Annotated in this window: 24 protein-coding genes, 1 tRNA gene and 1 pseudogene; 7 read left to right on the top strand and 19 right to left on the bottom strand. The window is 49.5% G+C overall.

Features of this window, described 5'->3' with window-relative positions:
* Positions 1-70: 70 nt before the first annotated feature.
* The 5 genes from atpE to ACTHTY_RS04430 all read right to left on the bottom strand — a co-directional run bounded on the left by atpE (position 71) and on the right by ACTHTY_RS04430 (position 4611).
* On the bottom strand, positions 71-313 hold the full coding sequence (atpE, locus tag ACTHTY_RS04450) for a F0F1 ATP synthase subunit C (RefSeq protein WP_003708448.1): 243 nt from the start codon (positions 311-313) through the stop codon (positions 71-73).
* A 64-nt stretch (positions 314-377) separates the two neighbouring features.
* On the bottom strand, positions 378-1244 hold the full coding sequence (gene atpB / locus ACTHTY_RS04445; RefSeq protein ID WP_003748099.1) for a F0F1 ATP synthase subunit A: 867 nt from the start codon (positions 1242-1244) through the stop codon (positions 378-380).
* Entirely contained in the window at positions 1234-1587 is a 354-nt protein-coding gene (locus ACTHTY_RS04440) for an ATP synthase subunit I (protein WP_049331704.1), read from the bottom strand. Before ACTHTY_RS04440 ends, atpB begins: the two co-directional genes overlap by 11 nt.
* A 280-nt stretch (positions 1588-1867) precedes the next feature.
* Positions 1868-2728, bottom strand: a complete 861-nt coding sequence (locus tag ACTHTY_RS04435; protein ID WP_263340072.1) for a ParB/RepB/Spo0J family partition protein — start codon at positions 2726-2728, stop codon at positions 1868-1870.
* 101 nt (positions 2729-2829) lie between these two features.
* On the bottom strand, positions 2830-4611 hold the full coding sequence (locus ACTHTY_RS04430; protein WP_440366584.1) for a chorismate-binding protein: 1782 nt from the start codon (positions 4609-4611) through the stop codon (positions 2830-2832).
* A 167-nt stretch (positions 4612-4778) separates the two neighbouring features.
* On the opposite strand from ACTHTY_RS04430, the gene ppk2 reads away from it, so the two are divergent.
* On the top strand, positions 4779-5708 hold the full coding sequence (gene ppk2, locus ACTHTY_RS04425) for a polyphosphate kinase 2 (protein WP_036492084.1): 930 nt from the start codon (positions 4779-4781) through the stop codon (positions 5706-5708).
* Positions 5709-5760: 52 nt separating this feature from the next.
* On the opposite strand, the gene ACTHTY_RS04420 is transcribed toward ppk2, so the two are convergent.
* The 5 genes from ACTHTY_RS04420 to tpiA form a co-directional block, all read right to left on the bottom strand.
* Entirely contained in the window at positions 5761-6195 is a 435-nt protein-coding gene (locus ACTHTY_RS04420) for a hypothetical protein (protein WP_440366583.1), read from the bottom strand.
* 54 nt (positions 6196-6249) lie between these two features.
* Positions 6250-6807 carry a UbiX family flavin prenyltransferase gene (locus tag ACTHTY_RS04415; protein ID WP_004464450.1) on the bottom strand — a complete coding sequence of 186 codons (558 nt, stop codon included), beginning with the start codon at positions 6805-6807 and terminating at the stop codon, positions 6250-6252.
* 90 nt (positions 6808-6897) lie between these two features.
* Positions 6898-6983, bottom strand: a tRNA-Leu gene (locus tag ACTHTY_RS04410).
* A gap of 15 nt (positions 6984-6998) precedes the next feature.
* The gene (gene secG, locus ACTHTY_RS04405) at positions 6999-7358 is read right to left on the bottom strand and encodes a preprotein translocase subunit SecG (RefSeq protein WP_036492092.1); all 360 of its coding nucleotides are present in this window, start codon (positions 7356-7358) and stop codon (positions 6999-7001) included.
* Positions 7359-7365: 7 nt separating this feature from the next.
* The gene (tpiA, locus tag ACTHTY_RS04400) at positions 7366-8139 is read right to left on the bottom strand and encodes a triose-phosphate isomerase (RefSeq protein ID WP_004519014.1); all 774 of its coding nucleotides are present in this window, start codon (positions 8137-8139) and stop codon (positions 7366-7368) included.
* Between the two features lie 183 nt (positions 8140-8322).
* Here tpiA and ACTHTY_RS04395 point away from each other — a divergent pair, with 183 nt between their 5' ends.
* Positions 8323-8979 (top strand): protein-L-isoaspartate O-methyltransferase family protein, encoded by a 657-nt coding sequence (locus ACTHTY_RS04395; protein WP_440366582.1) that lies wholly within the window; start codon positions 8323-8325, stop codon positions 8977-8979.
* 52 nt (positions 8980-9031) lie between these two features.
* Positions 9032-9361, top strand: a complete 330-nt coding sequence (locus ACTHTY_RS04390; protein WP_003679997.1) for a rhodanese-like domain-containing protein — start codon at positions 9032-9034, stop codon at positions 9359-9361.
* A 66-nt stretch (positions 9362-9427) separates the two neighbouring features.
* On the opposite strand, the gene ACTHTY_RS04385 is transcribed toward ACTHTY_RS04390, so the two are convergent.
* The 6 genes from ACTHTY_RS04385 to ACTHTY_RS04360 form a co-directional block, all read right to left on the bottom strand.
* On the bottom strand, positions 9428-10858 hold the full coding sequence (locus tag ACTHTY_RS04385) for a basic amino acid/polyamine antiporter (protein WP_440366581.1): 1431 nt from the start codon (positions 10856-10858) through the stop codon (positions 9428-9430).
* Positions 10859-10956: 98 nt separating this feature from the next.
* Positions 10957-11844, bottom strand: a complete 888-nt coding sequence (locus tag ACTHTY_RS04380; RefSeq protein ID WP_440366580.1) for a homocysteine S-methyltransferase family protein — start codon at positions 11842-11844, stop codon at positions 10957-10959.
* Between the two features lie 141 nt (positions 11845-11985).
* Positions 11986-12678, bottom strand: a complete 693-nt coding sequence (locus ACTHTY_RS04375; protein ID WP_440366579.1) for a hypothetical protein — start codon at positions 12676-12678, stop codon at positions 11986-11988.
* Between the two features lie 179 nt (positions 12679-12857).
* On the bottom strand, positions 12858-14105 hold the full coding sequence (gene fabF / locus ACTHTY_RS04370) for a beta-ketoacyl-ACP synthase II (protein WP_440366683.1): 1248 nt from the start codon (positions 14103-14105) through the stop codon (positions 12858-12860).
* Between the two features lie 162 nt (positions 14106-14267).
* A complete protein-coding gene (gene acpP / locus ACTHTY_RS04365; protein WP_003679644.1) occupies positions 14268-14504 on the bottom strand; it encodes an acyl carrier protein in 237 nt (78 codons plus the stop codon).
* Between the two features lie 260 nt (positions 14505-14764).
* Entirely contained in the window at positions 14765-14890 is a 126-nt protein-coding gene (locus tag ACTHTY_RS04360) for a hypothetical protein (RefSeq protein ID WP_265511057.1), read from the bottom strand.
* A 198-nt stretch (positions 14891-15088) separates the two neighbouring features.
* On the opposite strand from ACTHTY_RS04360, the gene ACTHTY_RS04355 reads away from it, so the two are divergent.
* Complete coding sequence (locus ACTHTY_RS04355; RefSeq protein WP_440366578.1) at positions 15089-16546, top strand: DUF389 domain-containing protein; 1458 nt, start codon at positions 15089-15091, stop codon at positions 16544-16546.
* Between the two features lie 44 nt (positions 16547-16590).
* Here the strand turns inward: ACTHTY_RS04355 and ACTHTY_RS04350 are convergent.
* Positions 16591-16779 (bottom strand): annotated as a pseudogene (locus ACTHTY_RS04350) (aminotransferase class IV); the annotation flags it as partial.
* Positions 16780-16804: 25 nt separating this feature from the next.
* Here ACTHTY_RS04350 and ACTHTY_RS04345 point away from each other — a divergent pair.
* On the top strand, positions 16805-16978 hold the full coding sequence (locus ACTHTY_RS04345) for a DNA topoisomerase (protein WP_192830382.1): 174 nt from the start codon (positions 16805-16807) through the stop codon (positions 16976-16978).
* A gap of 248 nt (positions 16979-17226) precedes the next feature.
* On the opposite strand, the gene ACTHTY_RS04340 is transcribed toward ACTHTY_RS04345, so the two are convergent.
* The gene (locus ACTHTY_RS04340) at positions 17227-19242 is read right to left on the bottom strand and encodes a prolyl oligopeptidase family serine peptidase (protein WP_070646249.1); all 2016 of its coding nucleotides are present in this window, start codon (positions 19240-19242) and stop codon (positions 17227-17229) included.
* Between the two features lie 102 nt (positions 19243-19344).
* Entirely contained in the window at positions 19345-21402 is a 2058-nt protein-coding gene (gene ppk1 / locus ACTHTY_RS04335; RefSeq protein ID WP_440366577.1) for a polyphosphate kinase 1, read from the bottom strand.
* 209 nt (positions 21403-21611) lie between these two features.
* Between ppk1 and fabI the strand changes: the two genes are divergently transcribed.
* Both fabI and mscL read left to right on the top strand, forming a co-directional pair.
* Positions 21612-22400 (top strand): enoyl-ACP reductase FabI, encoded by a 789-nt coding sequence (fabI, locus tag ACTHTY_RS04330; protein WP_003748060.1) that lies wholly within the window; start codon positions 21612-21614, stop codon positions 22398-22400.
* Positions 22401-22848: 448 nt separating this feature from the next.
* Complete coding sequence (mscL, locus tag ACTHTY_RS04325; protein WP_440366576.1) at positions 22849-23292, top strand: large conductance mechanosensitive channel protein MscL; 444 nt, start codon at positions 22849-22851, stop codon at positions 23290-23292.
* Positions 23293-23520: the final 228 nt, after the last annotated feature.

Raw genomic sequence — 23520 nt, 5'->3', positions numbered from 1 at the left:
ACTTAACCTTCGTATCTGGGTTAATCAAACAGACCGTAAGCCTGTATCTGAACGGATCGCTCCGTTTTGATTACGCAGCACCAGTACCAAACGGATTAACGAAGGCGAACAACAGGGCAATAGCCACACCGATCAAGAAGGCCGCGTCGATCAGACCAGCGATCAAGAACAGTTTGGTTTGCAGAGGACCGATCAGCTCAGGTTGGCGAGCAGAAGACTCCAAGTATTTAGAACCAACCATTGCGATACCGATAGAGGCACCCAATGCACCCAAGGCAACGATCAAACCACATGCGATAGCAATCAAACCCATTTTTAAACTCCTTAAAATAGTAAAGGTTAAACTACAAAAAACAAACTACAAAAAAACTACTTGATTAGTGTGCATCATGCGCCTGTCCGATATATACGAACGCCAACGCCATGAAAATAAATGCCTGCAAGGTGATGACCAAAATGTGGAAAATCGCCCAAGCCAAACCGGCAATCAGGTGGAACACAAATAAAATCGGATCCAAAGTTTCGACACTACCGGTTGACGCCCATGCACCGCCCAACAGAGCGATCAACAGGAACACCAGCTCGCCGGCATACATATTACCAAACAACCGCATACCGTGGGATACGGTTTTGGACAAAAACTCTACCAAGTTCAGCAGGAAGTTGGCCGGAGCAAGCCACGGACCGAAAGGTGCGCAGAACAGCTCGTGAATCCAACCGCCAAGGCCTTTGATTTTGACATTGTAGTAAATACAGATCAGCAATACGCCAATCGCCAGAGCCAAAGTCGTATTCAAGTCAGCTGTCGGCACGACGCGCAACAGGGCATGATGATTACCGGTAATGCCTTGCCATGCCATCGGCAGCAAATCAACCGGCAGCATATCCATGGCGTTCATCAAGAGAATCCAGACAAACAAGGTTAGACCCAACGGGGCAACGGCTTTACGCGATTGTTCGTTATGGATAATGCTCTTACACATGTCATCCACGAATTCGAACAGAATTTCAACAGCCGCTTGGAAACGACCGGGAACACCGGCCGTCGCTTTTTTGGCACCGCGCCACAAAAGGAAGCTGCCGATTACGCCCAACAGAACGGCAAAAAAGATTGCATCAAGGTTAATGAACGAAAAATCAGCAATGTTTTTCAGTCCTTGACCCTGAGTAACATCCGACATACTGGTCAAGCTTTGCAAGTGGTGCTTGATGTAGTCGGCAGCGGTCATAGTTTCACCTGCCATAGTGTTTCACTCTCAACAATACTAAAAAAACCAAATGACTGACGCCAAGAAACGCCAATAAGAATGGGTAAAATACCAGTGATCGATGCCATATCGCAAAAACGACCAACATAGATACCAGCGACAGCACTACTTTTAAAACCTCTCCGCCGATAAACATCGAACTTTGCAGATCGGGATTTCGTCGGGAAAACTTTAAAAGTAAAACTGCAACTAGGGTAGGCAAAATGTACGAAAATCCTCCCGCCAAAGCAGAGAGGAAGCCGGGCAATCCGGAAAATAACGCACAAACAACTGAAATTATTAATAATACAATTACTTGCAATGGGACTATCTGATTCATTGTACTTTGCACCCCAAAAAGCAAGGCAGGCTAATATAATCAAGAAGTTTGTTAACGTCAAGCAATATGTTAATCTTTGTGAACCTTTCATAAATAAATGATTAACACATATAAAACAAATCTTTGCTGGAATGGAGTTTAACACAAATTACATGTTGTTACATAGATTTTACAGAAGATTTTGATTTGTATTGTAAACATTTATACACTCTACGCTTTTTCAAAAATTGAGGCCGTCTGAAAAGCTTTTTTCAGACGGCCCGTTCTGTTTATAAAGCCATTAGAACGCTTGATTGATGCCCAACTGCTTCAACAAATATTCGAATGTTTCCGGCGTATCAAAATGCAGTACGATTTTGCCTTTTTTCTGATTACTGGTTTTGACTTCGGCATTAACACCCAAACGCTCGGTCAATGCATCATTGATGCGGCGGATATCCGGGCTGATGGTTTTGGCTGCTTCGGGCTTGGCTTTTTGATGCGCCAATTGGCTGCGGCGTTCTACTTCGCGCACCGACCAACCGTTTTTGACGGCTTTTTGCGCCAACTCCAATTGGTCAACCACATGCAAGGTCAGCAACGCGCGGGCATGACCCATTTCCAGACGGCGTTGATAAAGCATTTCCTGAACCGGCTCAGGCAGACTCAACAGGCGCAGGCTATTGGAAATGGCGCTACGGCTTTTACCGACGGCTTTTGCGATGGTTTCGTGAGTCAGGCCGAATTCGTCGGCAAGGCGTTTCAAACCTTGTGCTTCTTCAATCGGATTGAGATTTTCACGTTGCAGGTTTTCAATCAAACCCATGGCCAACGCAGTTTCGTCGCTGATGGTTTTAATGACGACGGGAATTTCGGTCAAACCGGCCAACTGAGAAGCGCGCCAACGGCGTTCGCCGGCAATCAATTCATATTGAGACAGACCTCTTTCGCGTACGATAACCGGCTGGATAATGCCTTGTGCTTTAATGGAATCGGCCAATTCCTGCAAAGCTTCGTCATCAATTTGCACACGCGCCTGATAACGGCCGGGCTGAATATCGGCGATGGCAACCGTTGTCAGGCGGTCGCTACTGCTGCTGTCCACTGCATTGGAAATCAGCGAATCCAAACCGCGTCCCAATCCACCTTTTGCTTTTGCCATATTGTTTTCCCTTTCAGACGGCCTCATTGTTGAAATGACGTATTCTATCGGATATTGCTGCTTTACGACAATTTGAATCACGATGATTTGACTATTGCCATTTATTTACGGAGCGAAACCGCAAACACGCCCCTTAAAGCGTTACTCAAGCGGATTTCTTCCGCATTTTCCAACATGGTGCGCGTGATATGGGTTTCCTTGATTGTGTCCGCACCTAAAAGCTGTGGCTGCTTCAATACCGCTTGGCGCATCAATCCGTTCAAAATATCCAAATCTAAAGACGGCGTGAGCCATTGCCCTTGATATTTGACGAACACATTGCTTCTTCCACCCTCCAACAACAGGCCGTCTAAATTGAAAAACAGGCTGTCAAATGCGCCCTGCCCTTCTGCCGTTTTCCACGCCTGGTCAAAAATTTCACGGCGTGTGGTTTTGAAGCGGCGTAGATAATCACGTTGACTTAATGTGTGCTCACTCAGGATGACGTATTGTTGTCCATCCAATTCAGAAACAGCCGCATGACTCAATGCAAGGCCGTCTGAAAACAAAGCGGCTTTGACTCTAAATAACCCGCTTGGCAACACATCTATATAGTGTTGGATTTGCTCTGCCGCATTTTGAGGCCAAGTCAGGTTGAGCGCTTGTGTCGAGCTGTTCAGACGGCCTAAATGCAAATTGAGCAAACGGCATTGTCTATCTTCCACGCGCATGGTTTCAAAAATACCGAAATCAGGCCGCAAGTCATTGAGGAAATGCGCCTTCCAACCGCACTCACGATATTCGGCTTCAGGATCGCTATCAATCACAATCCCCGAACCCACACCATAAACACCTTGATAAAGGCCGTCTGAAACCGGTTTCAGAGATAAGGTACGAATCACAACATTAAATACGCCTTCAAATCCCAAACCCGTATCACACGGATGCAAAAAGCCGATGCTGCCTGTGTACAAACCGCGCGGTTCGGATTCAAGAGACTCAATAATCTGCATACTCATGCGTTTTGGCGCGCCGGTAATACTGCCGCACGGAAAGGCTGCATGAAGAATATCGGCAACCGAAACATCAGGCATCGCCTGCGCCTCGATGGCACTGGTCATCTGCCAAACACTGCCGAAACGGGAAACTTTAAACGGTTCAGGCACGCGGACTTTGCCCGTTTGCGCGATTTTGCCGAGGTCGTTACGCAACAAATCGACAATCATCACATTTTCGGCGCGGTTTTTCGGATCGTTTTGCAATTCAACGGCGCGGCGTTCATCTTTCCCATCGTGAAGAATCGGCGCAGTACCTTTCATCGGCTCGGTTGTGATCAGGCCGTCTGAATCAATTTTGAGGAAAAGTTCAGGAGAAAAACACAAAGTCCACGCTTCCTGCCCTGCCCCGTCGGGCAGACAAGACAAAACGGCATACGGCACAGGCTGGCGCAAGCGGCGGTAAAGCTGAATCGGATTGCCGTAAGTTTGCAGGTGCAGGCGTGCGGTGTAATTGATTTGATAGGTATCGCCGCGGCGGATGACTTCGTGGATTTGGTTGATATGCTCGAGATAATCGGCTTCGGATACGGAGAATCGGGGAGTGGAAATACCTGCCTCAAGGCCGTCTGAATGATTGGCCAGCCAGTTTTCGGCATCGATTTCTGCGTAATCGGCAAACCAGTGCAAACGCAAATTGCCACTGCGCGCGGATGAAATATCCATTAGTGGCAATCCGAATTCGTAGTCTGCAAACAACACTGCATGCAGGCCTTTTTTCCAACCTGCCTGCAAAACATCATCCAACGACGCCAGTTCGTTATGATGAAAAAGGCGGCTTTCCACATGATTTTGATAGAGTTTTGCACGACCGCTTAACGCATCGTCGAACAGGGCGAAATAAGGCATGATGTATGATACAAATAGGCTGATTATACGCTGTTTTTACAAAAATTATCAAACAAGCCGGAAAAAATCGCTTATGTGTAACTTTATGTAGGCTAACACAGCATAAAGAGGTAAAATTAAGTCATACTACACCATATCATTTAAAACTTAATCGATAAGGAGACTTTATGGCAGACCACCAATTAGAACCGTTCGAGAATGTTGAACTGGGCGAGAAACAAGACCAGCTGCAAGTATTCGAAAAGGCTGTTTTGGAACACGAAGGACGCGGCACTGACGAAGATTCCAGCAGCGCACCGCTTCCTGCCAATTACCCGTACAAACAACGTATGCGCCGCTCTGTTTACGAAAAAGAAAAACAGAAGCTGCAAATTGAATTGTTGAAAGTACAAAGCTGGGTTAAAGATTCCGGTCAGCGTATCGTCAGCCTGTTTGAAGGCCGAGACGCAGCCGGTAAAGGCGGTACCATCAAACGCTTTATGGAACACCTGAATCCGCGTGGCGCGCGCGTGGTTGCTTTGGAGAAACCAACCACTACCGAACGCGGCCAATGGTATTTCCAACGCTACATCCAAAACCTGCCGACCGCAGGCGAAATGGTATTCTTCGACCGCTCATGGTACAACCGTGCCGGCGTAGAACGCGTAATGGGCTTCTGCGAACCTAACGAATATCTGCTCTTCATGCGTCAAACCCCTGAATTGGAACGTATGCTTGTTGCCAGCGGCATCCATCTGTTCAAATTCTGGTTCTCCGTATCCCGTGAAGAACAACTCCGCCGCTTCATCTCCCGTCGTGACGACCCACTGAAACACTGGAAACTGTCCCCTGTGGACATCCAGTCGCTCGACCGCTGGGACGACTACACCGAAGCCAAAAACGCCATGTTCTTCCACACCCACACCGGTGACGCGCCTTGGGTCATCATCCGCTCCGACGATAAAAAACGTGCACGTTTGAACTGTATCCGCTACTTCCTGCACCAGCTGGACTATCCGGGCAAAGACGTGAAAGCCATCGGCAAAGTGGACGATAAAATTGTTTTGATTCCCGACACACGTTACAAAGAAAAAACTGTAGACATCGGACACGATTAATTCTTAAAGCATCAAAGGCCGTCTGAAATTTCATCTTTCAGACGGCCTTTTCTTAATCCTCACGATTCCAATACGTTTTTTGTGCGAATACCAATTTATTGTCAGTGAATTTTACATTATCCAAATTCAACGCCCAGACATCACTTTTCATCACTCGAGCAGCAGGATGTGCTTTGTAAAATAAAGACTGCGCCGCTTTCAAATCCGCTTCATCTTCAATCAAAGCGGCAGTCGCCGCAAACTGAACACCGCTGATTTTCGTGATACTGTCAGGCTGACCGGCGATGGTGCCGGCTACTTTGGCAGAACGGCTCATCAGTCCGCCATGCTTTGTTTTCAAAGAAGTCAGCACAATTATACGGGCATTGGCTTCATCAAACACATAAAAACAACAAGCCGCCCAAACTTCGCCGTCTGCCGCAGCGGCAATACTGATGACATGATGATTGCTCAAAAATTTAACGATATTGGTAGGAATCGCTTGCATGATTTTTATCCTCTTTCTCAGTGTATTAAATTTATTTTCAGGCCGTCTGAAACATCAGCCCTGCCAGCGCGGCACATCGTTTTGAATAATACCGAACAAGTCCAAAGCGTGAGAGACGCTGTGTGTAATCATATCTTCGATGGATTCAGGCTTCTGATATAAAGCCGGAACGGGAGGAAACACGATACCGCCCATCTCTGTCACACGGCGCATATTTTCAATGTGCGCCAAGTTTAACGGTGCTTCACGCACCATCAATACCAATTTGCGCCGCTCTTTCAACGTTACATCCGCCGCACGGCTGAGCAAATTATCGGCAAATCCATGAGCAACCGAAGCTAAGGTTTTCATTGAACACGGCGCAATCAACATTCCATCCGTCAAAAACGATCCGCTGGCAATACTTGCCCCGACATTACGGACGGAATGCACGACATCCGCCAAAGCATAAACGTCTTCTTTAGTGTAATCCGTTTCCAGAGCGCGGGTCATCTCCGCCCCTTGCGAAACCACCAAATGCGTTTCTACCTGATGCTCACGCAAAAGCTGCAAAGCTTTCACGCCATACTGAAAACCGCTGGCACCGCTGATGCCGACAACCAAACGCTTCATTGTATTTCCCTGTCTCGGTCTAAAGATAAATGAAAGGCAGATTCTCAAGACGAAAAAATAACCGCTAAAAAGCGGTTAGATTTTCTAATGTGGTGCCGACAGCGAGATTTGAACTCGCACAGCCTACGGCCACTACCCCCTCAAGATAGCGTGTCTACCAATTCCACCATGTCGGCATAAATCAAATTGTCTTACTGCTGTTGAGGATTCGGAGCAACAGGAGTTGTATTGTTTTGTGCAGGCGTTGCAGGCTTAGGAGCCTGTTGGGTCTGCTTCACATCGCTGAAGTCTAAACCGTGCTTATTGGAGTGGGTGTGAATATACACCATTGCCATGCAGGTCGCAAAGAAAAATGTTGCAGCAACGGCAGTCGAGCGGCTGAGGAAGTTGGCATTACCGGCAGAACCGAATACGCCTTGCGCGCTACCGCTGCCGGAACCGAACGTCGCGCCGGCATCCGCACCTTTACCGTGTTGCAGCAATACTAACACGATTACAAATAAAGCGGAAATAATATTAATGATCCAGATAAGGGTTTTAAAGGCTTCCATATGTTTTCTACGAGGCTTGTGCTGCATTGATGATGGCGGTAAAGGAGTCATATGATAATGACGCGCCACCAACCAATGCGCCGTCTACATGAGGTACTGCGAAGATGTCGGCTGCGTTATCCGCTTTCACACTTCCGCCGTAAAGAACGCGGATTTTAACATCGCTTCCGCACAAAGACAAGATTTCTTTGTAGATAAATGCGTGCATGTCGGCGATTTGTTCGACGGTGGCGACTTTGCCTGTACCGATCGCCCAAACTGGCTCGTAGGCAACGGCGATGTTTTTGGTGTTCAAACCTTGCAGGATGGAAAGCTGGTGGGCAATAACTTCGTGTTCTTTACCGGCTTCGCGTTCTTCCAAGCTTTCGCCGACGCACAACAATGGAATCAGGCCGACGTTGAGGACGTTTTCCATTTTGCGGCGTTGAATTTCGTTTTTCTCGCCGAAATAAAGGCTGCGCTCGGAGTGGCCGATGAGGACGATGTCTGTACCGATGTCGGCAAGCATTTCGGCGGACACTTCGCCGGTGTATGCGCCATTATTGGGGAAACGGCTCACGTCTTGCGCACAGGTCAAGATGCGGTTGTTCAAAACAATCTGCATGGCGTTGTGCAGTTGCAACAGATAAACGGTCGGAGCGGCCAGGCCGATTAACACGCGTTCTGCGGTTGGCATGACACGGAAGCGGTGCATAAGCGCATTGTTGTTTTGGAGTCGGCCGTTCATTTTCCAGTTGCCGATAACCCATTTTTGGTCCCACATTCCGATTTGGTGATACATCTTTATTGCTCCGTGTGTTGGTTGTTGCTTGTTGTAGCGTCGTGTAATGTGAAAGTTTAGTGGATATATGTGCGCTTGGCAATTATTAACGAGCCTCCGGGGCCGTCTGAAAGATGGCACACTCTCCGACAAGGATTTATAATGTATGCTTCGATAAAATTAAGAATTGAACGGAGCACAAATATGGACTTTGAAAAAGCGCGTTTCAATATGGTTGAACAGCAGATTCGTCCGTGGGATGTCTTGGACTTCGACATTTTGGATGCTTTGGAGGAGATCGAGCGCGAACATTTTGTCGGCGAGGCTTTTCAAGGTTTGGCCTATGCGGATATGGAGCTGCCGCTGACGAACGGTCATAAGATGTTGGAACCCAAAGTCGTTGCCCGCCTGGCTCAAGGTTTGAAACTGAAAAAAGACGAAACCGTCTTAGAAATCGGTACAGGCTCAGGCTATGCAACCGCCCTACTGTCCAAACTAGCTGGCAAAGTCGTCACCGACGACATCGATGCCGAGCAGCAGCAACGCGCCAAAAAAGTTTTGGACGAATTGGGCTTTACCAACGTCGATTATGTGCAAAACAACGGCCTGACCGAAGCATCGCAAGGCGCGCCTTTTGATGCGATTTATGTAGGCGGAGCAGTAGACAGCGTACCTGAAATTCTGAAAGAGCAACTGAAAGACGGCGGCCGTATGGTGGTCATCGTCGGCCGCAAACCGGTACAACGCTCGCTTTTGCTGACGCGCAACGGCAATGAGTTTTCCGAAAAGGTATTGTTCGACACCGTCGTGGCACACTTGGAAGACAAATCGGCCAATCCGTTCGGAGATTTCGATTTTTAAACAACAGGCCGTCTGAAAGTTCAGACGGCCTCATACTTTCCTACCCGACCCTATGACCGACATTATCCAACTCTCGCCCACCGAATTGAAACAATGGCAGGACGAAGGCCGCGCATTTCATCTGCTCGATGTCCGCACCGATGAAGAACGCGCCATCTGCACCCTGCCCGCTGCCATTCACATCCCGATGAACCTCATCCCCCTGCGCCAAAACGAGCTGCCCGACGACGATTTACCCATCGTCGTTTACTGCCACCACGGCATCCGCAGCCTGCACACGGCAATGTATCTAGAAGATGCCGGATTTGAAAACCTTTACAACCTGCAAGGCGGTATTGATGCTTGGGCAATGCAGGTGGACAGCAAAATGATGCGGTATTGAATCGGTTTTATCAATAAAAGGCCGTCTGAAACTGGGTTTCAGACGGCCTTTTTCAAACCTTTCTGCTTACGCTTGCAAGCTAGCGACAAACTGCTGTACGGCCGGCACGGCCAAAATCAACAGCAATACCAATACGGCTTTTTCCATACGGTTGAACTGACAACTTCCGTAGTGTTTCTTTTGCGAATAGAGAAACAGCAATACGCCTGGCAAATAGAGCAAGACTGAAAGCAGCAAATATTCCGTGCCTGCCGCATAGACAATCCAAGCCGCATAAAGCGTTGCTGCCGCACCGATAAGACGGTATTTTGCCGCAGCCTTTTGTATCAGCGATAATTTGAGCAGATATGCACCAATTAACAGATACGGTATCAAAATCATGGAAGTCGATACCATCAGCAAAGCAGAATAATCCTCGCCTTTTAACCACACCAGCAATAGGCAAAACTGCACGGTCAAGGTGGTAAACATCAACGAACCCTGCGGCACTTCGTTTTTATTCAACGGGATAAACGATTTTGGAAATGCGCCGTTTCTCGCACCCATGTGCGGAATCTCGGTCGCATACAGCGTCCAGCTTAAATAAGACGACAGCACAGACACAATCAGGCAGGAAGAAATCAACACTTTACCCCAAGAGCCAACCATGTGCGCCAACACGCCCGCCATAGACGGATTAGCCATTGCAGCAATATCCGCACGAGGCAAAATGCCTTGAGCCAAGACGGTAATTGCCACATACATGGCCAGCGTCAAGCTGACTCCGATAATGGTCGCTCGACCGACATCAGCACGACTTCGCGCATGCTTGGACAAAACCGCCGCACCCTCAATACCGGTAAACACCCACAGCGTAATCAGCATTGTGTTTTTCACCTGCGTCATCAGGCTGACATCAGGATTTTCAGGCGTAGCAAGGCTCGCCCCTGTCCAATCGGACATAAACACTTCGGTTTGAAAGAAATAGGCTGCCATACCGATAAATAAAATCAGCGGAAATACTTTGACTGCCGTCGCAATCAGGTTCACTCCTGCCGCTTCTTTAATACCGCGCACCACCAACCAGTAAATCAGCCACACAATTACTGATTCTCCAACAAAAGCAGCAAATGTGTTGCCTTTACCGAAAATCACGTTGTCCGGCGTATCGACAAATCCGCCTACTGCTTCAAACGCAACCACCAAATAGCCGACAATACCGACCGTGGTGCAAAGCCAATAGCCCCACGCCGAGAAAAAACCCATCAAATCACCGAAACCGTCGCGGGCGTACGTATAAATACCGCCATCCAATTCGGGCTTAAGTTTGGACAAGGCCGAAAATGACAGGCCGAGAAAGATAATGCCCACACCGGTAATCAGCCAACCCAACAGCAAAGCCTGCGAACCTGCAACGGCAGCCATATTCTGCGGCAGACTGAAAATACCCGAACCAATCATGGAACTGATAACCAAGGCCATCAGCGCAACCAGGCCGATTTGAGATTTTTGCGACATGTTTATTCCTGATTTTTATAATTATGTGTTTGTGAAGCGACGGCATTACCGGCTTTTTTAGCCTGTTCTAACCGTATCAAAATATTATGCAGCCACTTTCAGACGGCCTTAAATCCTTGCGCCAACGCACGGATATGTTCAGGTGCGATACCGCAGCACCCACCGATGATTTCAGCACCCAAATCCGCCCATTGTCTCGCCCATGCCAAATAATTTTCCGGCGTGGCATCAGCGCGAATCGGATCCAAACCATCGTTGGCCTCGTTCATCTGTCCTTGTACCGGTTCAAATGCATTGGCGTAAACACCCAGTTTCAGACGGCCTTGGGCTTCATGTGCCACTTTCAAAGCTTCTGCCATTACTTCAGGCTGACTGCAATTGAACAACATTGCCACCGCACCTATTTCTACCGCGAAATCCGCCGCCTCGTGCACGTTTTCCCCCGAACGCAACACCGGTACATCATGCGGCATCGTATCTTCCAAAGTAAACGACACCCAAAACGGCTTACCGTCATCAGGCAGACTGCTGCGCCAGAAACGTGCTTCTTCCAAGCTGGATACGGTTTCTGCCAACCAAATATCAGCAAACGGCATCAAACCCGATATTAAAGGGCGAGCCAAAGCAGGTGCGACTTGTTTGTCAAACAAGTCAGGGCGGTAAGAACCGAATAACGGCGGCAGGCTTGCGGCCACTTTTGCAGTAGTCCCGCTTTGTTCCACCGCTTCACGCGCCAAACGGCCGGAAAGCCTTGCCCATTCGGCAGCTTGAGCATCAAAGCGCTCCTGCCCGATATGAAACGGAACAAGCGCATAGCTGTTGGTCGTAATCACCTGTGCGCCTGCACGAAGAAAGTCCAAATGCGTTTCGCGTACAATCTCCGGCGTTTCCATCAAAGCCAAAGCAGACCATTCCGGCTGACGAAACGGTGCGCCGCGCCGATGCAGTTCACGCCCCATTCCGCCGTCTAAAATCGTTACTGTCATGATCGACCTCCAATGATGAATTTTTAAAATCGCCATTCTACGCTTTTTTAACTCCTTACCTTTAATCTATGAAAAACTAAACTTATGCAGTTTCGTTATATAAAAGGCCGTCTGAAGCAGGATTTCAGACGGCCTTTACGATTATTTCACAAACCGTGCATCTGCCATAAACGGCCGTGTAGCGGCTGATTTGGCGGAATAGAAGCGGGAGAACGTGCTGTCGATTTTGGTCTGTATCGGCTTACCGTCCAATGTTGCCGATGCTTCCAATTTCACACCACCGCCACTGGTTTCGCCCAATTTCATATTTGGCAACGTCAGTTTGGCAATATTGAGTTTCGCATTTTCCACTTTGGTATCGGGAGACATCAGCTGTTTGCCGACCGGACGGATTTTTTCACCCTCATCATGAGGCGCAGCACCACCGTTATCGTCAACCACGCCGATATTAATCAATCTGGCAGACGCCAAATCCATCTTGCCGTTTTTGACCGGAATACCGACAAACAGTTTTACGCCGCGATGAATGAACGTATTGTCCCGCCACTGAGTTTGGCCCTCTTTCGGCGGTTTGGTTTCTGCCGCCACCGAATAAGTGCGGCCCATAATCATCAATTTATAACCTGGAATTTTTTTCGAACCGAATCCATCAGTGATATCTTCGACCAGTTGCGGCGCAGTCAGGGTTTCGTTTGCCAAAATACGGGCTGAAGTTTCTGCCAGATGGGCAGGCTTGCCGTCTATGGTCAATGCCTGTTCATGGCCGAAATCAGACGCAAATGCGGGCACGGCGGCCAGTGCAGCGGCCAATGCTAGAATACGAATAGTTTTCATTGCAGACTCCTTAAAAATGTAATTGGGTTGATTACCCGATAAAATTCGGGCGATATTGATAGGAGTCGATATTCTTATATAAATGATACAGATTATCAAGAATATTTGTATTTTAAAATAAAAAAGGCCGTCTGAAACTTAGTTTCAGACGGCCTTTTCAATCTACTTAAAACCTTCTATCAGTCTTTGAAGCGTTTGAATACCAATGTGCCGTTGGTACCGCCAAAGCCGAAGGAATTGGAGATGGCAACGTTGATTTTCGCATCGCGTGCTTCGTTGGCGCAGTAGTCCAAATCGCAACCGGCTTCAACGTCTTGTTCAAAGATGTTGATGGTCGGTGGGGATTTTTGCTCGTGTACCGCCAACACGCTATACAACGCTTCCACGCCGCCGGCCGCGCCGAGCAAGTGTCCGGTCATGGATTTGGTGGAGTTAACAATGACTTTGCGCGCATGATCGCCTAAAGCGCGTTTGATGGCTTTAGTTTCGTTGGCATCGCCCAAAGGAGTCGATGTACCGTGTGCGTTGACGTAATCGACGTCTTCAGGGTTCAGGCCGGCATCTTTCAGGGCGCGGGTAACGGCCAATGCAGGGCCTTCTTCGTTAGGCGCGGTAATATGGTAAGCATCGGAGCTCATGCCGAAGCCGACGATTTCGGCGTAGATTTTCGCACCGCGTTTTTTCGCGTGTTCCAATTCTTCCAACACCAGCACGCCAGCGCCTTCGCCGATAACGAAACCGTCACGGCCTTTGTCCCACGGACGGGAAGCGGTAGCAGGGTCGTCATTGCGAGTGGAAAGTGCCTTCATGGCGGCAAAACCGCCAACGCCCAAAGTGCTGATTGCGCCTTCTGCTCCGCCTGCAATCATCACGTCTGCGTCGCCGTATTTAATCAGTCGTGCAGAATCACCGATAGAGTGTGCGCCGGTCGTACAGGCAGAAACCATGCCGTAGCTCGGGCCGCGGTAGCCTTTGAGGATGGTCACGTGACCGGAAATCAGGTTAATCAGCGAACCCGGAATAAAGAAAGGATTGATTTTGCGCGCGCCGCCTTCGATAACGGCTTTGCCGGTCGCTTCGATGCTGGGCAGGCCGCCGATACCGGAGCCGATGTTGACACCAACGCGGTCTTTGTCGAGGGTTTCCAAATCGTCCAAGCCTGAATCGTTGATGGCTTGCAGGGCGGCGGCGATACCGTAGTGGATAAACACGTCCATACGGCGCGCTTCTTTCGCGCTGATGTATTGGCCGATGTCAAAATCGCGCACTTCGCCGGCGATTTGGCTGTTGATGTCGGATGCGTCAAAGCGGGTAATCCGTCCGATGCCGCTTTTGCCTGCGAGCAGATTGCTCCATGCGGTGGCGACGTCGTTGCCGACCGGTGATACTTGGCCAAGACCTGTGATGACTACTCTTCTCTGACTCATGATAATCTCGCTGTTGGTTGTCGGGATTTTCGCGGCAGCCTTGCTCTTTTTCTTCGTGGAAACGGGCAAAACTCATGCCGTCTGAAATTTCAGGGGTTTAATAATAAGGTAAAAGCCTCTATTGCGATGGCGCAGCAGAGGCTGGATGTTTGGTGCGACCGATTAGCCTTGGTGGGCGTTGATGTAGTCGATAGCCAATTGTACGGTAGTGATTTTTTCAGCGTCTTCGTCAGGGATTTCGCAGCCGAAAGCTTCTTCCAAAGCCATCACCAGTTCTACGGTGTCCAGAGAGTCAGCACCCAAATCGTCTTGGAAAGAAGATTCGTTTTTCACTTCGGCTTCGTTTACGCCCAGTTGTTCAGCAACAATTTTTTTAACTTGTTGTTCGATGTTTGACATGTCAGTCGTTCCTTTTCGCCTTGCGGCAGGTTGTTTAAGGGAAATAATTCGTCGGTATTGTACCGAATTCGGATAGAGTTTTCCATCTAATCCTGCATTTTAGCACAGATTATTCTGGAAAAACCTGTTGTTGCGCATATTAGCATATGCTGATTTTAACCTACAAGCAGGAATTTGTTTTTCCTTGGTATCAATAAGTTAATAAGCGGAAAGGTCGTCTGAAAACTGATTTCCCCGTTTTCAGACGACCTTTTATTCAATCAAGGCAGATTTGGGATAACCCAAGTAGCGTGGGCTTTGCCCACGAAATCCACCATCCAACAACTAAATCCGACAACAGTCACATAGACTTTCATTTTGGCATTCATCTCGTGGGTAAAGCCCACGTTACGGCTTGCTGTAACGGCAACTTTGCCCTTCCTTCATCTAACGGAGGAGAAGTTTGAGGACGTATGCTAATATAGTATATTGCGGGAAGTGTGCCTGTCAGATTTAGCCGTAATGGCAAGGCATTATTTCATTACTCAAAAATTCTTTATGAATTAGATGTTTAAAATAAACTATTAAAACTTTAGGATACGCATATGCAAGATCAGGAAGAAAGTAAAAATCAGGAAATACAAGAAAAGCAGAAACAAGAAGACAATGGTGCCATGACCAAGTTGCAAGATGTGTTCAATCTTGCGCATGACCAAGCTCATCCCGATAAGATCGATGCCACCATCCGCGCCAATACTCGGGTGACCGGAACCAGTATGTGGGTATTGATGTTTGCCATTGCCGTGTCGAGTATCGGTCTGAATGTAAACAGCACGGCAGTAGTGATCGGAGCGATGTTGATTTCGCCGTTGATGGGGCCGATAGTCGGTATGGGTTACGGTTTGGCGGTAGGGGATACTGCGCTGATCCGTCAAGCCGTGCGCAATATTATTATATTCGTCGTCATCAGCTTGATTACCGCTACGTTGTATTTCCTGTTAACCCCGCTTAAAGAGGCGCAAAGCGAGATTTTGGCGCGTACTCAGCCGACCCTTTGGGATGTGTTGATTGCCTTCTTCGGCGGTAGTGCGGGTATTGTGGCGCTGACCCGAAAAGAGGGAGGCAATGCCATACCGGGTGTGGCGATTGCTACCGCATTGATGCCGCCCCTGTGTACTGCGGGCTACGGACTGGCACATGGCAACTGGCACTACTTTCTCGGTGCTTCATATCTTTTTGCCATCAACTGCGTGTTCATCGCTTTTGCGACCTTGTTGTTTTCCAAGCTGCTCAAGCTGCCGCGCAGGGGGTTGGTAACGGAATCCAAACGCCGGTTGCACAGCATCATTATTACTGCCGTCGTGTTGGCTGTGATGATTCCGAGCGGCTATATGGCATCAGGACTGGTGCGTCAGGAAATCTTCAACACCAGAGCCAATGCTGCCATTGCCACTGCGAAGCAACAGGAAGGTTTTTTCGTGCTGCGTAAGATGTTGAACCATAAAGAAAATAAAGTCAGTCTGATTGTCAATGGAACGGGCAATGCCGAGAAAATTTCCGCCTTGCTGGTGAAAAGCCTTGAAGCGTCAGGTGTGAAAGCGCCAAAGGTCAACGTGGTCTATGCGGGAGGGAACGATGCCAAAATCGAAGAATTGCTGGCAAGCCGAAACAACCCGGTTCAGCAGCAAAATGAGCTGAAAGAGCAGCAGGCCTATATCGATACCATACTGGCAGGCAAAGCCTCCGATATCGACGATGCAGCGGTACTCAAGGAATTAAAAGCCCAATATCCGGAAGCGGAAAAAATCGTTGTCGGACGCGGCTTGGCTTGGGATAAAGCGCAAACAACGCCTGTTTCCGAACAGTCTGAAAGCCAAAAAAACGCAGAACCGAAGACAGATACATATGACGATATCGTCGTTGTCTCTCTCGAATTGGAGCAGCCACTACCTGCCAAAGATTACGAGCGGATACAGGCGTGGTTACGCCAGCGTTATGAGGGTAAGGTAGTGAGCATATTGCAAACGCACAAGTCTCAGACAGATAAACCGTCTAACGAATAATCGCCTTCAGGCTTTATCCATTTCCGAGAAATCATTGATTGTTCCTAGTACACCAAATCCGCCTCAAACACGCCTCTCAAGGCGTTGGAGAGGCGGATTTTTTCTGCGCGTTCGAGCATGTCGCGGGTGATGTGTGTTTCGATGATGGTGTCCGCGCCCAAGTAGGTTTGCAGCTGCTGCAACACGGCTTGCCGCATGATGCCGTTGAGGATATCCAAATCCAGAGACGGGGTGAAACGGGTGTTTTTGTGCATGTTCATGTTTCAGTATTCTCCTGGAAATACTGTAAACAACGCTACTAGTTTCTACAGCATCGAGTTGATAACGTTCGCCCACACCGGCAAGGTTTTCTGCGCCAAGGACGAGTTTGAGTTTCTCAAAGTCGATTTGGTCTTCGCAAAAGACTTCGTGAAAGATTTGTTTGAGTTTTAATATATTGTTTTGTTTGAAATTATTTTCTAAATCGTGTATAATTTTTCGGTTCGGTTGCCATAATTGCGTCTTCCATCAATGATCACTTACAAAGTGTCCATTTTATCGGGATATGTTGAAAGTTAAAAGAACAGAAGGCCGTCTGAAAAACTTTAATATTCGTTTTTCAGACGGCCTTCTTTTCACTTGCCGAAACAAAAGTATTTTGTTTCTCAACTTTACAAAACGGTCAGTCCTGCTGCTTGCTTCTACCCCAAAAACTCTTTCAAAAACAGCAACACGCAGGTAAGTTCGTCGGCGGATTCGCGTTGCGTGCCGTTGCCGGTATGGCCGCCGCCGTCTGGGGCGTAGAGCCAAGATTGCGGCGAAGTTTCGCGCAGTTTGGCGTAGAACTTGAGCGCGTGGGCGGGATGGACGCGGTCGTCGCTGAGGCTGGTGGTAATGAGCGCAGGCGGATAATTGATGCCGTCTGAAAGATTGTGATACGGCGACAATTCACCCAGCCAGCGTTTGCAGACTTCGTATTTTTGCGGATTGCCGTATTCGTCCGTCCAGCTTGAACCGGCGGACAGCAGCGGATAACGGATCATGTCGGTCAGTGGCACTTCGCACACCAACGCGCCTATGCTTTGCGGTTCGCGCACGAAGGCGGCGGCGGTAACCAGGCCGCCGTTGCTGCCGCCCTGCAAGCCGATGTGTTTGGGCGAACTCATGCCGCGTTCGGACAAATCGCGCACGACTGCCAATAAATCATCAACGCTTTTGTGTTTGCTGATTCCCTGCGCTGCTTGATGCCAGCGCGGGCCAAATTCGCCGCCGCCGCGGATGTTTGCCAACACAAAGGCACTGCCCTCTTCCAGCCAATATTTGCCGACGCTGCCCAGATAATGCGGCAATTCGGGAATGCCGAAACCGCCGTAGGCATAGACTAAGGTCGGCGTGTCGGGGGAGGCGTTTTTACCGACATGGAAATAAGGAATGCGCTCGCCGTCGGCCGAAGTCGTCCAAAACTGCTGCACGTTGATGCCGTCTGAATCGAACTGCTGCGGCTGACGGCGCATGACGGTCAGTTCCATCACGTTCAAATCCAGCGCAAACAGCGTCAGCGGCGTAGTAAAATCGCTGGCGGCAAGGTAAACCACGTCGCCGCCCCACGGTTGGTCGGTCATTTCCAACGCACCCGAAGGCAGGCGCGGCAGTTCGACTTCCTGCCATTTACCGTCGCTAAAGCGCCATGCTTTCAGACGGCCTTGTACGTTTTCCAGCAGGCTCGCCACGACAAAACGCTTGGTCGTTTCCACGCTTTCCAATGCCTGCGTTTCATCGGGAGCAAACAAAAGCTGCGCCGCCCCGAGTTCGCCCCGATTCAGCTTCACCGCTACCAATGCGCCGCTCGGATAGCTTTGGTTCGCGCGGTTCCAGTCTTTGCGCAGCGTCAGCAAAAGATGACCCGCCAAATAGCCGACTACGTCGCAATCGTTGGGCAGGTTTAACGGTTTCGCCTCACCTTCGGCCGACACCTGCAAATAAGTTTTGGTGTAAAAACCGTCCGACGCTTCAATCAAATCAATCGGCGAACCCTGCGGATCGAGATAACGCCACGCGTTTACCATCATGCCGTCTTCGGCAATTTGATACACCGGCAGGCTTTCCTCGAAACTTTTGCCGCGTTCCACTAGCCACACTTCGCGCGGATAGCCCGATTCGGTCAACTGGCGTTCGTCCCAAGCCGGACACACCCACACGCTGTTTTCATCGCGCCACGACACATGGTTTTTGCCTGCCGGAAAGTGAAAACCGCCTTCTACCAACTCCCCTGCTTCCAAATCCACTTCCAGCGTGTACGCCGTATCGCCGCCCGATTTACTCAAGGTCAACAGTGCACGGTTGGGCTTTTCCACCAAGTGCGACACGCCGCCTAGATATACATCGTCACCGAGCAATTCGTCGAAATCCGCCACCGAAAACAGGACTTTCCACTCGGGATAGCCGGAACGGTAAGTCGCCGCGGTACACACGCGGTACACGCCCTTCGGATATTCCGCGTCCTGATGGAAATGGTACATCCGCGCGCGGTGTTCCTGACAAAACGGAATCTGCCGCGTGTCCTGCAACTGCGCCAAAATGCCGTCAGACAATTCGCGTGCCTTGTCGTTTTCTAAAAAACGCTTGCGCGTTTCGGCATGCGCCGCAGCGGCAAAATCTTGCGTTTCGGGAGATTCGAGGTTTTCAAAATGGAGATAGGAATCGGGGTAAGATTTCATAGGAAAAGGCCGTCTGAAAGATTGGGAAACGGAATTATAACGGCAAAATCAAAAAAGGCCGTCTGAAACCTGCGTTTCAGACGGCCTGAGACATTATTCAACTTAACGTCCGTATATTTTCCACAAACCTTCCTGCAAACCAAACGCAGGCTCGCCGTCTTGCGGCTGGGTGCGGACATAGCTGCCGTCAGGCTGCATCAGCCAAGCCTGGGTATTGTCTTCCAAAGCCATTTCCAAACCTTCGCGGATCACGCGTTCTTTGAGTTCGGGCGTGGTAATCGGCGTGGCGACTTCAATGCGGCGGAAGAAGTTGCGACCCATCCAGTCGGCGCTGGAGATAAAGGTATCGTCTGCACCGTTGTTATGGAAGCAATACACGCGCGAATGTTCGAGTTGGCGGCCGATAATGGAACGGACGCGGATGTTTTCGGACAAGCCTTTGACACCCGGACGCAAAGTACACATACCGCGCACAATCAGGTCGATTTGCACGCCTGCCGCGCTGGCCTGATACAGCGCATCAATCACGCTCGGCTCGATGAGGGAGTTCATCTTGGCGGTAATCCGCGCCGGTTTGCCGGCTTTGGCGTGTTCGGTTTCCTGCTTGATGCGGTCGATGACCATTTTGTGCAGGGTAAACGGACTTTGATAGAGCTTGTTCAGACGGCCCGGCTTGCCCAAGCCTGTGATTTCCATAAACAAAGTGTTCACATCGGCAGTGATTTGTTCGTCAGCGGTAATGATGCCGAAGTCGGTGTAAATGCGCGATGTACCTTGGTGGTAGTTGCCGGTACCGAGGTGGGCATAACGCTTGAGCACGCCGTCTTCGCGACGGATAACCAAAGCCATTTTGGCATGGACTTTGTAGCCGAATACGCCGTACACGACGTGTGCGCCTGCCTCTTCCAGCTGTTTCGCCCAGTTGACGTTGTTGGCTTCGTCAAAACGTGCCATCAGTTCGACAACGACGGTTACTTGTTTGCCCGCCAGCGCAGCCTTCATCAATGCGCGTACAAGCTCGGAATTGCTACCGGTGCGGTAGATGGTCATTTTGACGGCCAACACATCCGGATCGGCAGCAGCTTCGCGTATCATTTGGACAACCGGATCGAAAGACTGATACGGATGGTGCAACAAAATCGGCGACTGTTTGACCAGCTTGAACACGGAGCCGTTTTTGCGCAAGGCTTTCAGACGGCCTGCGTTGCGCGGCGGAAACTTCAAATCCGGCCTATCCACCAAATCGGGGACGGCATTGAGGCGCACCAAATTGACCGGCCCTTTGACCTGATACAGCTCGGTAGAAGTCAGTTTGAACTGGGCGAGCAGGAAATCGTGAATGTATGCCGGGCAAGTGTCCGCCACTTCCAAGCGCACGCCGTCGCCGTATTCGCGGTCGTGCAATTCGTTTTGAATCGCGGCGCGCAGGTTTTTCAAATCTTCCTCATCCACCGTCAAATCGCTGTCGCGCGTGAGGCGGAATTGATGGCAACCCTTCACTTTCATGCCGGGGAAAAGTTTACCGACATGGGCGTGCAAAATAGACGATAAGAACACAAAGCCTGCATCGCCGCCGCAAATTTCAGACGGCATGGGGACGACACGCGGCAAAATGCGCGGTGCCTGCACAATCGCCATCCCGGACGGACGGCCGAACGCATCCGTGCCTTCGAGTTCGACGGCGAAGTTAAGCGATTTGTTTAACGGGCGTGGGAACGGGTGTGACGGATCAAGGCCGATGGGCGTGAGAATGGGCAACAGCTCGTTGTCAAAATAATTTTCAATCCATTTTTTCTGCGCGGCCGTCCATTTGTGGCGGCGATAGAAATGAATGCCGGCACGGCCGAGTGCAGGCTGTAATACTTTGTTAAACAGATCGTACTGCTCGCGGATCAAGGCCTGCGCCTCTTTCGCCACCGCTTCGATTGTTTCGGCCGCGGTTTTGCCGTTGTCGAGCAACTGATGCGGGCGCAGTTTGTTTTCGCGTTTCAACCACGCCATGCGCACTTCAAAAAATTCGTCCAAATTAGAAGACACGATGCACAGGAAACGCAAACGTTCCAACAAAGGAACTTTCGTATCCTGCGCCTGAGCCAGTACACGGCGGTTAAACGCCAACAGGCTGAGTTCTCGGCAGAGAATGCGGTTTTGCTCGGGCATGGTTCACTCCTGAAACATCGGTCATTAAGACTATCAAGTATAACGTTTTGCCGCTGTTCCGTCAGGTTTCAGACGGCCTTGACAGAAAACCTTATCCCTATTTGAGGCAAGACAAAGGGTTATCCGTTGTTTATCTATACCGAAACAGCGGTTTTTGCTATAATGCGCCGTTTAATGCAACCGCAATACCACTGCTAAAGGATAAGAAAATGGGCTTTTTGCAAGGCAAAAAAATTCTGATTACCGGCATGATCTCCGAGCGTTCCATCGCTTACGGCATCGCCAAAGCCTGCCGCGAACAAGGCGCGGAATTGGCATTTACTTATGTTGTCGACAAACTGGAAGAGCGCGTCCGTAAAATGGCGGCCGAACTCGGCTCCGAACTCGTGTTCCGCTGCGACGTTGCCAGCGACGACGAAATCAACCAAGTTTTCGTTGACTTGGGCAAACACTGGGACGGCTTGGACGGCCTCGTTCACTCCATCGGCTTCGCCCCTAAAGAAGCTTTGAGCGGCGACTTCCTCGACAGCATCAGCCGCGAAGCGTTCAACACCGCTCACGAAATCTCCGCATACAGCCTGCCTGCACTGGCAAAAGCCGCCCGTCCGATGATGCAGGGCCGCAACGCCGCAATCGTTGCCCTGAGCTACTTGGGCGCCGTTCGTGCCATTCCTAACTACAATGTTATGGGCATGGCCAAAGCCAGCCTCGAAGCCGGCATCCGCTTCACTGCCGCCTGCCTGGGCAAAGAAGGCATCCGCTGCAACGGCATCTCCGCAGGCCCGATCAAAACCCTGGCCGCTTCCGGCATCGCCGATCTCAGCAAACTCTTGGGTCACGTCGCTTCCCACAACCCATTGGGTCGTAACGTTACCACCGAAGAAGTTGGCAACACAGCCGCCTTCCTACTGTCCGACCTCGCTTCCGGCATCACCGGCGAGATTACCTACGTTGACGGCGGTTACAGCATCAATGCGCTGAATGACGAAGAGAACTAAATAGTTTTCACTCCAAACGCACTTTCATCATGAAAGTGCGTTTTTTATGGCCATTACATTATGGTTTGAATAACTGCATGACAAAAAAGGCCGTCTGAAAGTCAAATACGGATACGAAACATTACCTTTACAGGCTTTCAATGATTATGTTTTCAACATTATTATATTATCATTCCACCCTAATCTGAAATTCCGATAGAGCATTGATTCTAAAGATAACATTCATGTTATCTGATACTTAGCCGCTGATAAAAAGTGGTGTAAAAAAGTAACAGAAAAAATTCAGACGGCCTGTTTTTCATACAGAAGGCATAGAAGCAGGGCATTTTTAGCATGAAATACAAAATTTAACATTATTGAATTCTTCTTAACTAATAAAGCGTTAAGATGCCTGCCGATTAACTGAATCACATCTGATTTTGACTCAAACACATACAGGAGATTAATTATGTCAATCGCTTCAGAATTTAAAGAATTTATTATGCGTGGCAACGTTGTCGACCTCGCAGTCGGTATGGTTGTCGGTACAGCATTCAGCGGCATCGTCAAATCATTGGTTGACGATGTAATCATGCCTCCTATCGGTCTGCTGATCGGCGGCGTTGATTTCTCCAACCTGTTCATTACCCTGAAAGACGGCGCACAAGCCGCTCCTGCAGAAGGTTACGCCAACCTGGCAGCCGCTCAAGCAGCCGGTGCCGTTACCCTGAACATCGGTCTGTTCATCAACACTGTAATCAGCTTCCTGATCGTTGCCGCTGCCATCTTCTGCGTGGTTAAAGCCATCAACTCCTTGAAAAAAGCCGACGCTCCTGCTGAAGAAGCACCAGCAGAGCCTAGCGAAGAAGTTCTGTTGTTGCGCGAAATCCGTGACTCTCTGAACAAAAAATAATCACAATACCCAAACATACACACACAAACCAAGGCCGTCTGAAACCATTTCAGACGGCCTTTTTTCATACCGATCTATTTATCGTCAAGCCCTTCCCATTGAAAGAATCACACCCCTCCCTTTCTCAGCAAGCTATCCTGCTTTTTCAAGCATGAAGCAACCCTCGTGGCAAACACAAAGCAAATGAGCAGTGCATCTCCTTACCAATAAAAAAGCCCGATGCGTTCA

Origin of the sequence: Neisseria sp. P0019.S002 (genome assembly GCF_051957155.1) — a bacterium.
Lineage (GTDB): Bacteria > Pseudomonadota > Gammaproteobacteria > Burkholderiales > Neisseriaceae > Neisseria > Neisseria perflava.
The sequence above is the reverse complement of the archived record's forward strand: the minus strand, read 5'-3'. Positions and strand labels throughout refer to the sequence as shown.

Bases quoted from the DNA above. Each gene is read 5' to 3' on its own strand.
- ACTHTY_RS04430 (WP_440366584.1), bottom strand. From the start codon at position 4,611: ATGCCTTATTTCGCCCTGTTCGACGATGCGTTAAGCGGTCGTGCAAAA.
- ACTHTY_RS04345 (WP_192830382.1), top strand. From the start codon at position 16,805: ATGTTTCAGTATTCTCCTGGAAATACTGTAAACAACGCTACTAGTTTC.
- acpP (WP_003679644.1), bottom strand. From the start codon at position 14,504: ATGTCAAACATCGAACAACAAGTTAAAAAAATTGTTGCTGAACAACTG.
- atpE (WP_003708448.1), bottom strand. From the start codon at position 313: ATGGGTTTGATTGCTATCGCATGTGGTTTGATCGTTGCCTTGGGTGCA.
- secG (WP_036492092.1), bottom strand. From the start codon at position 7,358: ATGGAAGCCTTTAAAACCCTTATCTGGATCATTAATATTATTTCCGCT.
- tpiA (WP_004519014.1), bottom strand. From the start codon at position 8,139: ATGTATCACCAAATCGGAATGTGGGACCAAAAATGGGTTATCGGCAAC.
- ACTHTY_RS04340 (WP_070646249.1), bottom strand. From the start codon at position 19,242: ATGAAATCTTACCCCGATTCCTATCTCCATTTTGAAAACCTCGAATCT.
- ACTHTY_RS04440 (WP_049331704.1), bottom strand. From the start codon at position 1,587: ATGAATCAGATAGTCCCATTGCAAGTAATTGTATTATTAATAATTTCA.
- fabI (WP_003748060.1), top strand. From the start codon at position 21,612: ATGGGCTTTTTGCAAGGCAAAAAAATTCTGATTACCGGCATGATCTCC.
- fabF (WP_440366683.1), bottom strand. From the start codon at position 14,105: ATGAGTCAGAGAAGAGTAGTCATCACAGGTCTTGGCCAAGTATCACCG.
- ACTHTY_RS04420 (WP_440366583.1), bottom strand. From the start codon at position 6,195: ATGCAAGCGATTCCTACCAATATCGTTAAATTTTTGAGCAATCATCAT.
- ACTHTY_RS04390 (WP_003679997.1), top strand. From the start codon at position 9,032: ATGACCGACATTATCCAACTCTCGCCCACCGAATTGAAACAATGGCAG.
- ACTHTY_RS04435 (WP_263340072.1), bottom strand. From the start codon at position 2,728: ATGGCAAAAGCAAAAGGTGGATTGGGACGCGGTTTGGATTCGCTGATT.
- atpB (WP_003748099.1), bottom strand. From the start codon at position 1,244: ATGGCAGGTGAAACTATGACCGCTGCCGACTACATCAAGCACCACTTG.
- ACTHTY_RS04375 (WP_440366579.1), bottom strand. From the start codon at position 12,678: ATGAAAACTATTCGTATTCTAGCATTGGCCGCTGCACTGGCCGCCGTG.
- ACTHTY_RS04415 (WP_004464450.1), bottom strand. From the start codon at position 6,807: ATGAAGCGTTTGGTTGTCGGCATCAGCGGTGCCAGCGGTTTTCAGTAT.
- ACTHTY_RS04355 (WP_440366578.1), top strand. From the start codon at position 15,089: ATGCAAGATCAGGAAGAAAGTAAAAATCAGGAAATACAAGAAAAGCAG.
- ppk1 (WP_440366577.1), bottom strand. From the start codon at position 21,402: ATGCCCGAGCAAAACCGCATTCTCTGCCGAGAACTCAGCCTGTTGGCG.
- ppk2 (WP_036492084.1), top strand. From the start codon at position 4,779: ATGGCAGACCACCAATTAGAACCGTTCGAGAATGTTGAACTGGGCGAG.
- ACTHTY_RS04395 (WP_440366582.1), top strand. From the start codon at position 8,323: ATGGACTTTGAAAAAGCGCGTTTCAATATGGTTGAACAGCAGATTCGT.
- ACTHTY_RS04385 (WP_440366581.1), bottom strand. From the start codon at position 10,858: ATGTCGCAAAAATCTCAAATCGGCCTGGTTGCGCTGATGGCCTTGGTT.
- ACTHTY_RS04380 (WP_440366580.1), bottom strand. From the start codon at position 11,844: ATGACAGTAACGATTTTAGACGGCGGAATGGGGCGTGAACTGCATCGG.
- mscL (WP_440366576.1), top strand. From the start codon at position 22,849: ATGTCAATCGCTTCAGAATTTAAAGAATTTATTATGCGTGGCAACGTT.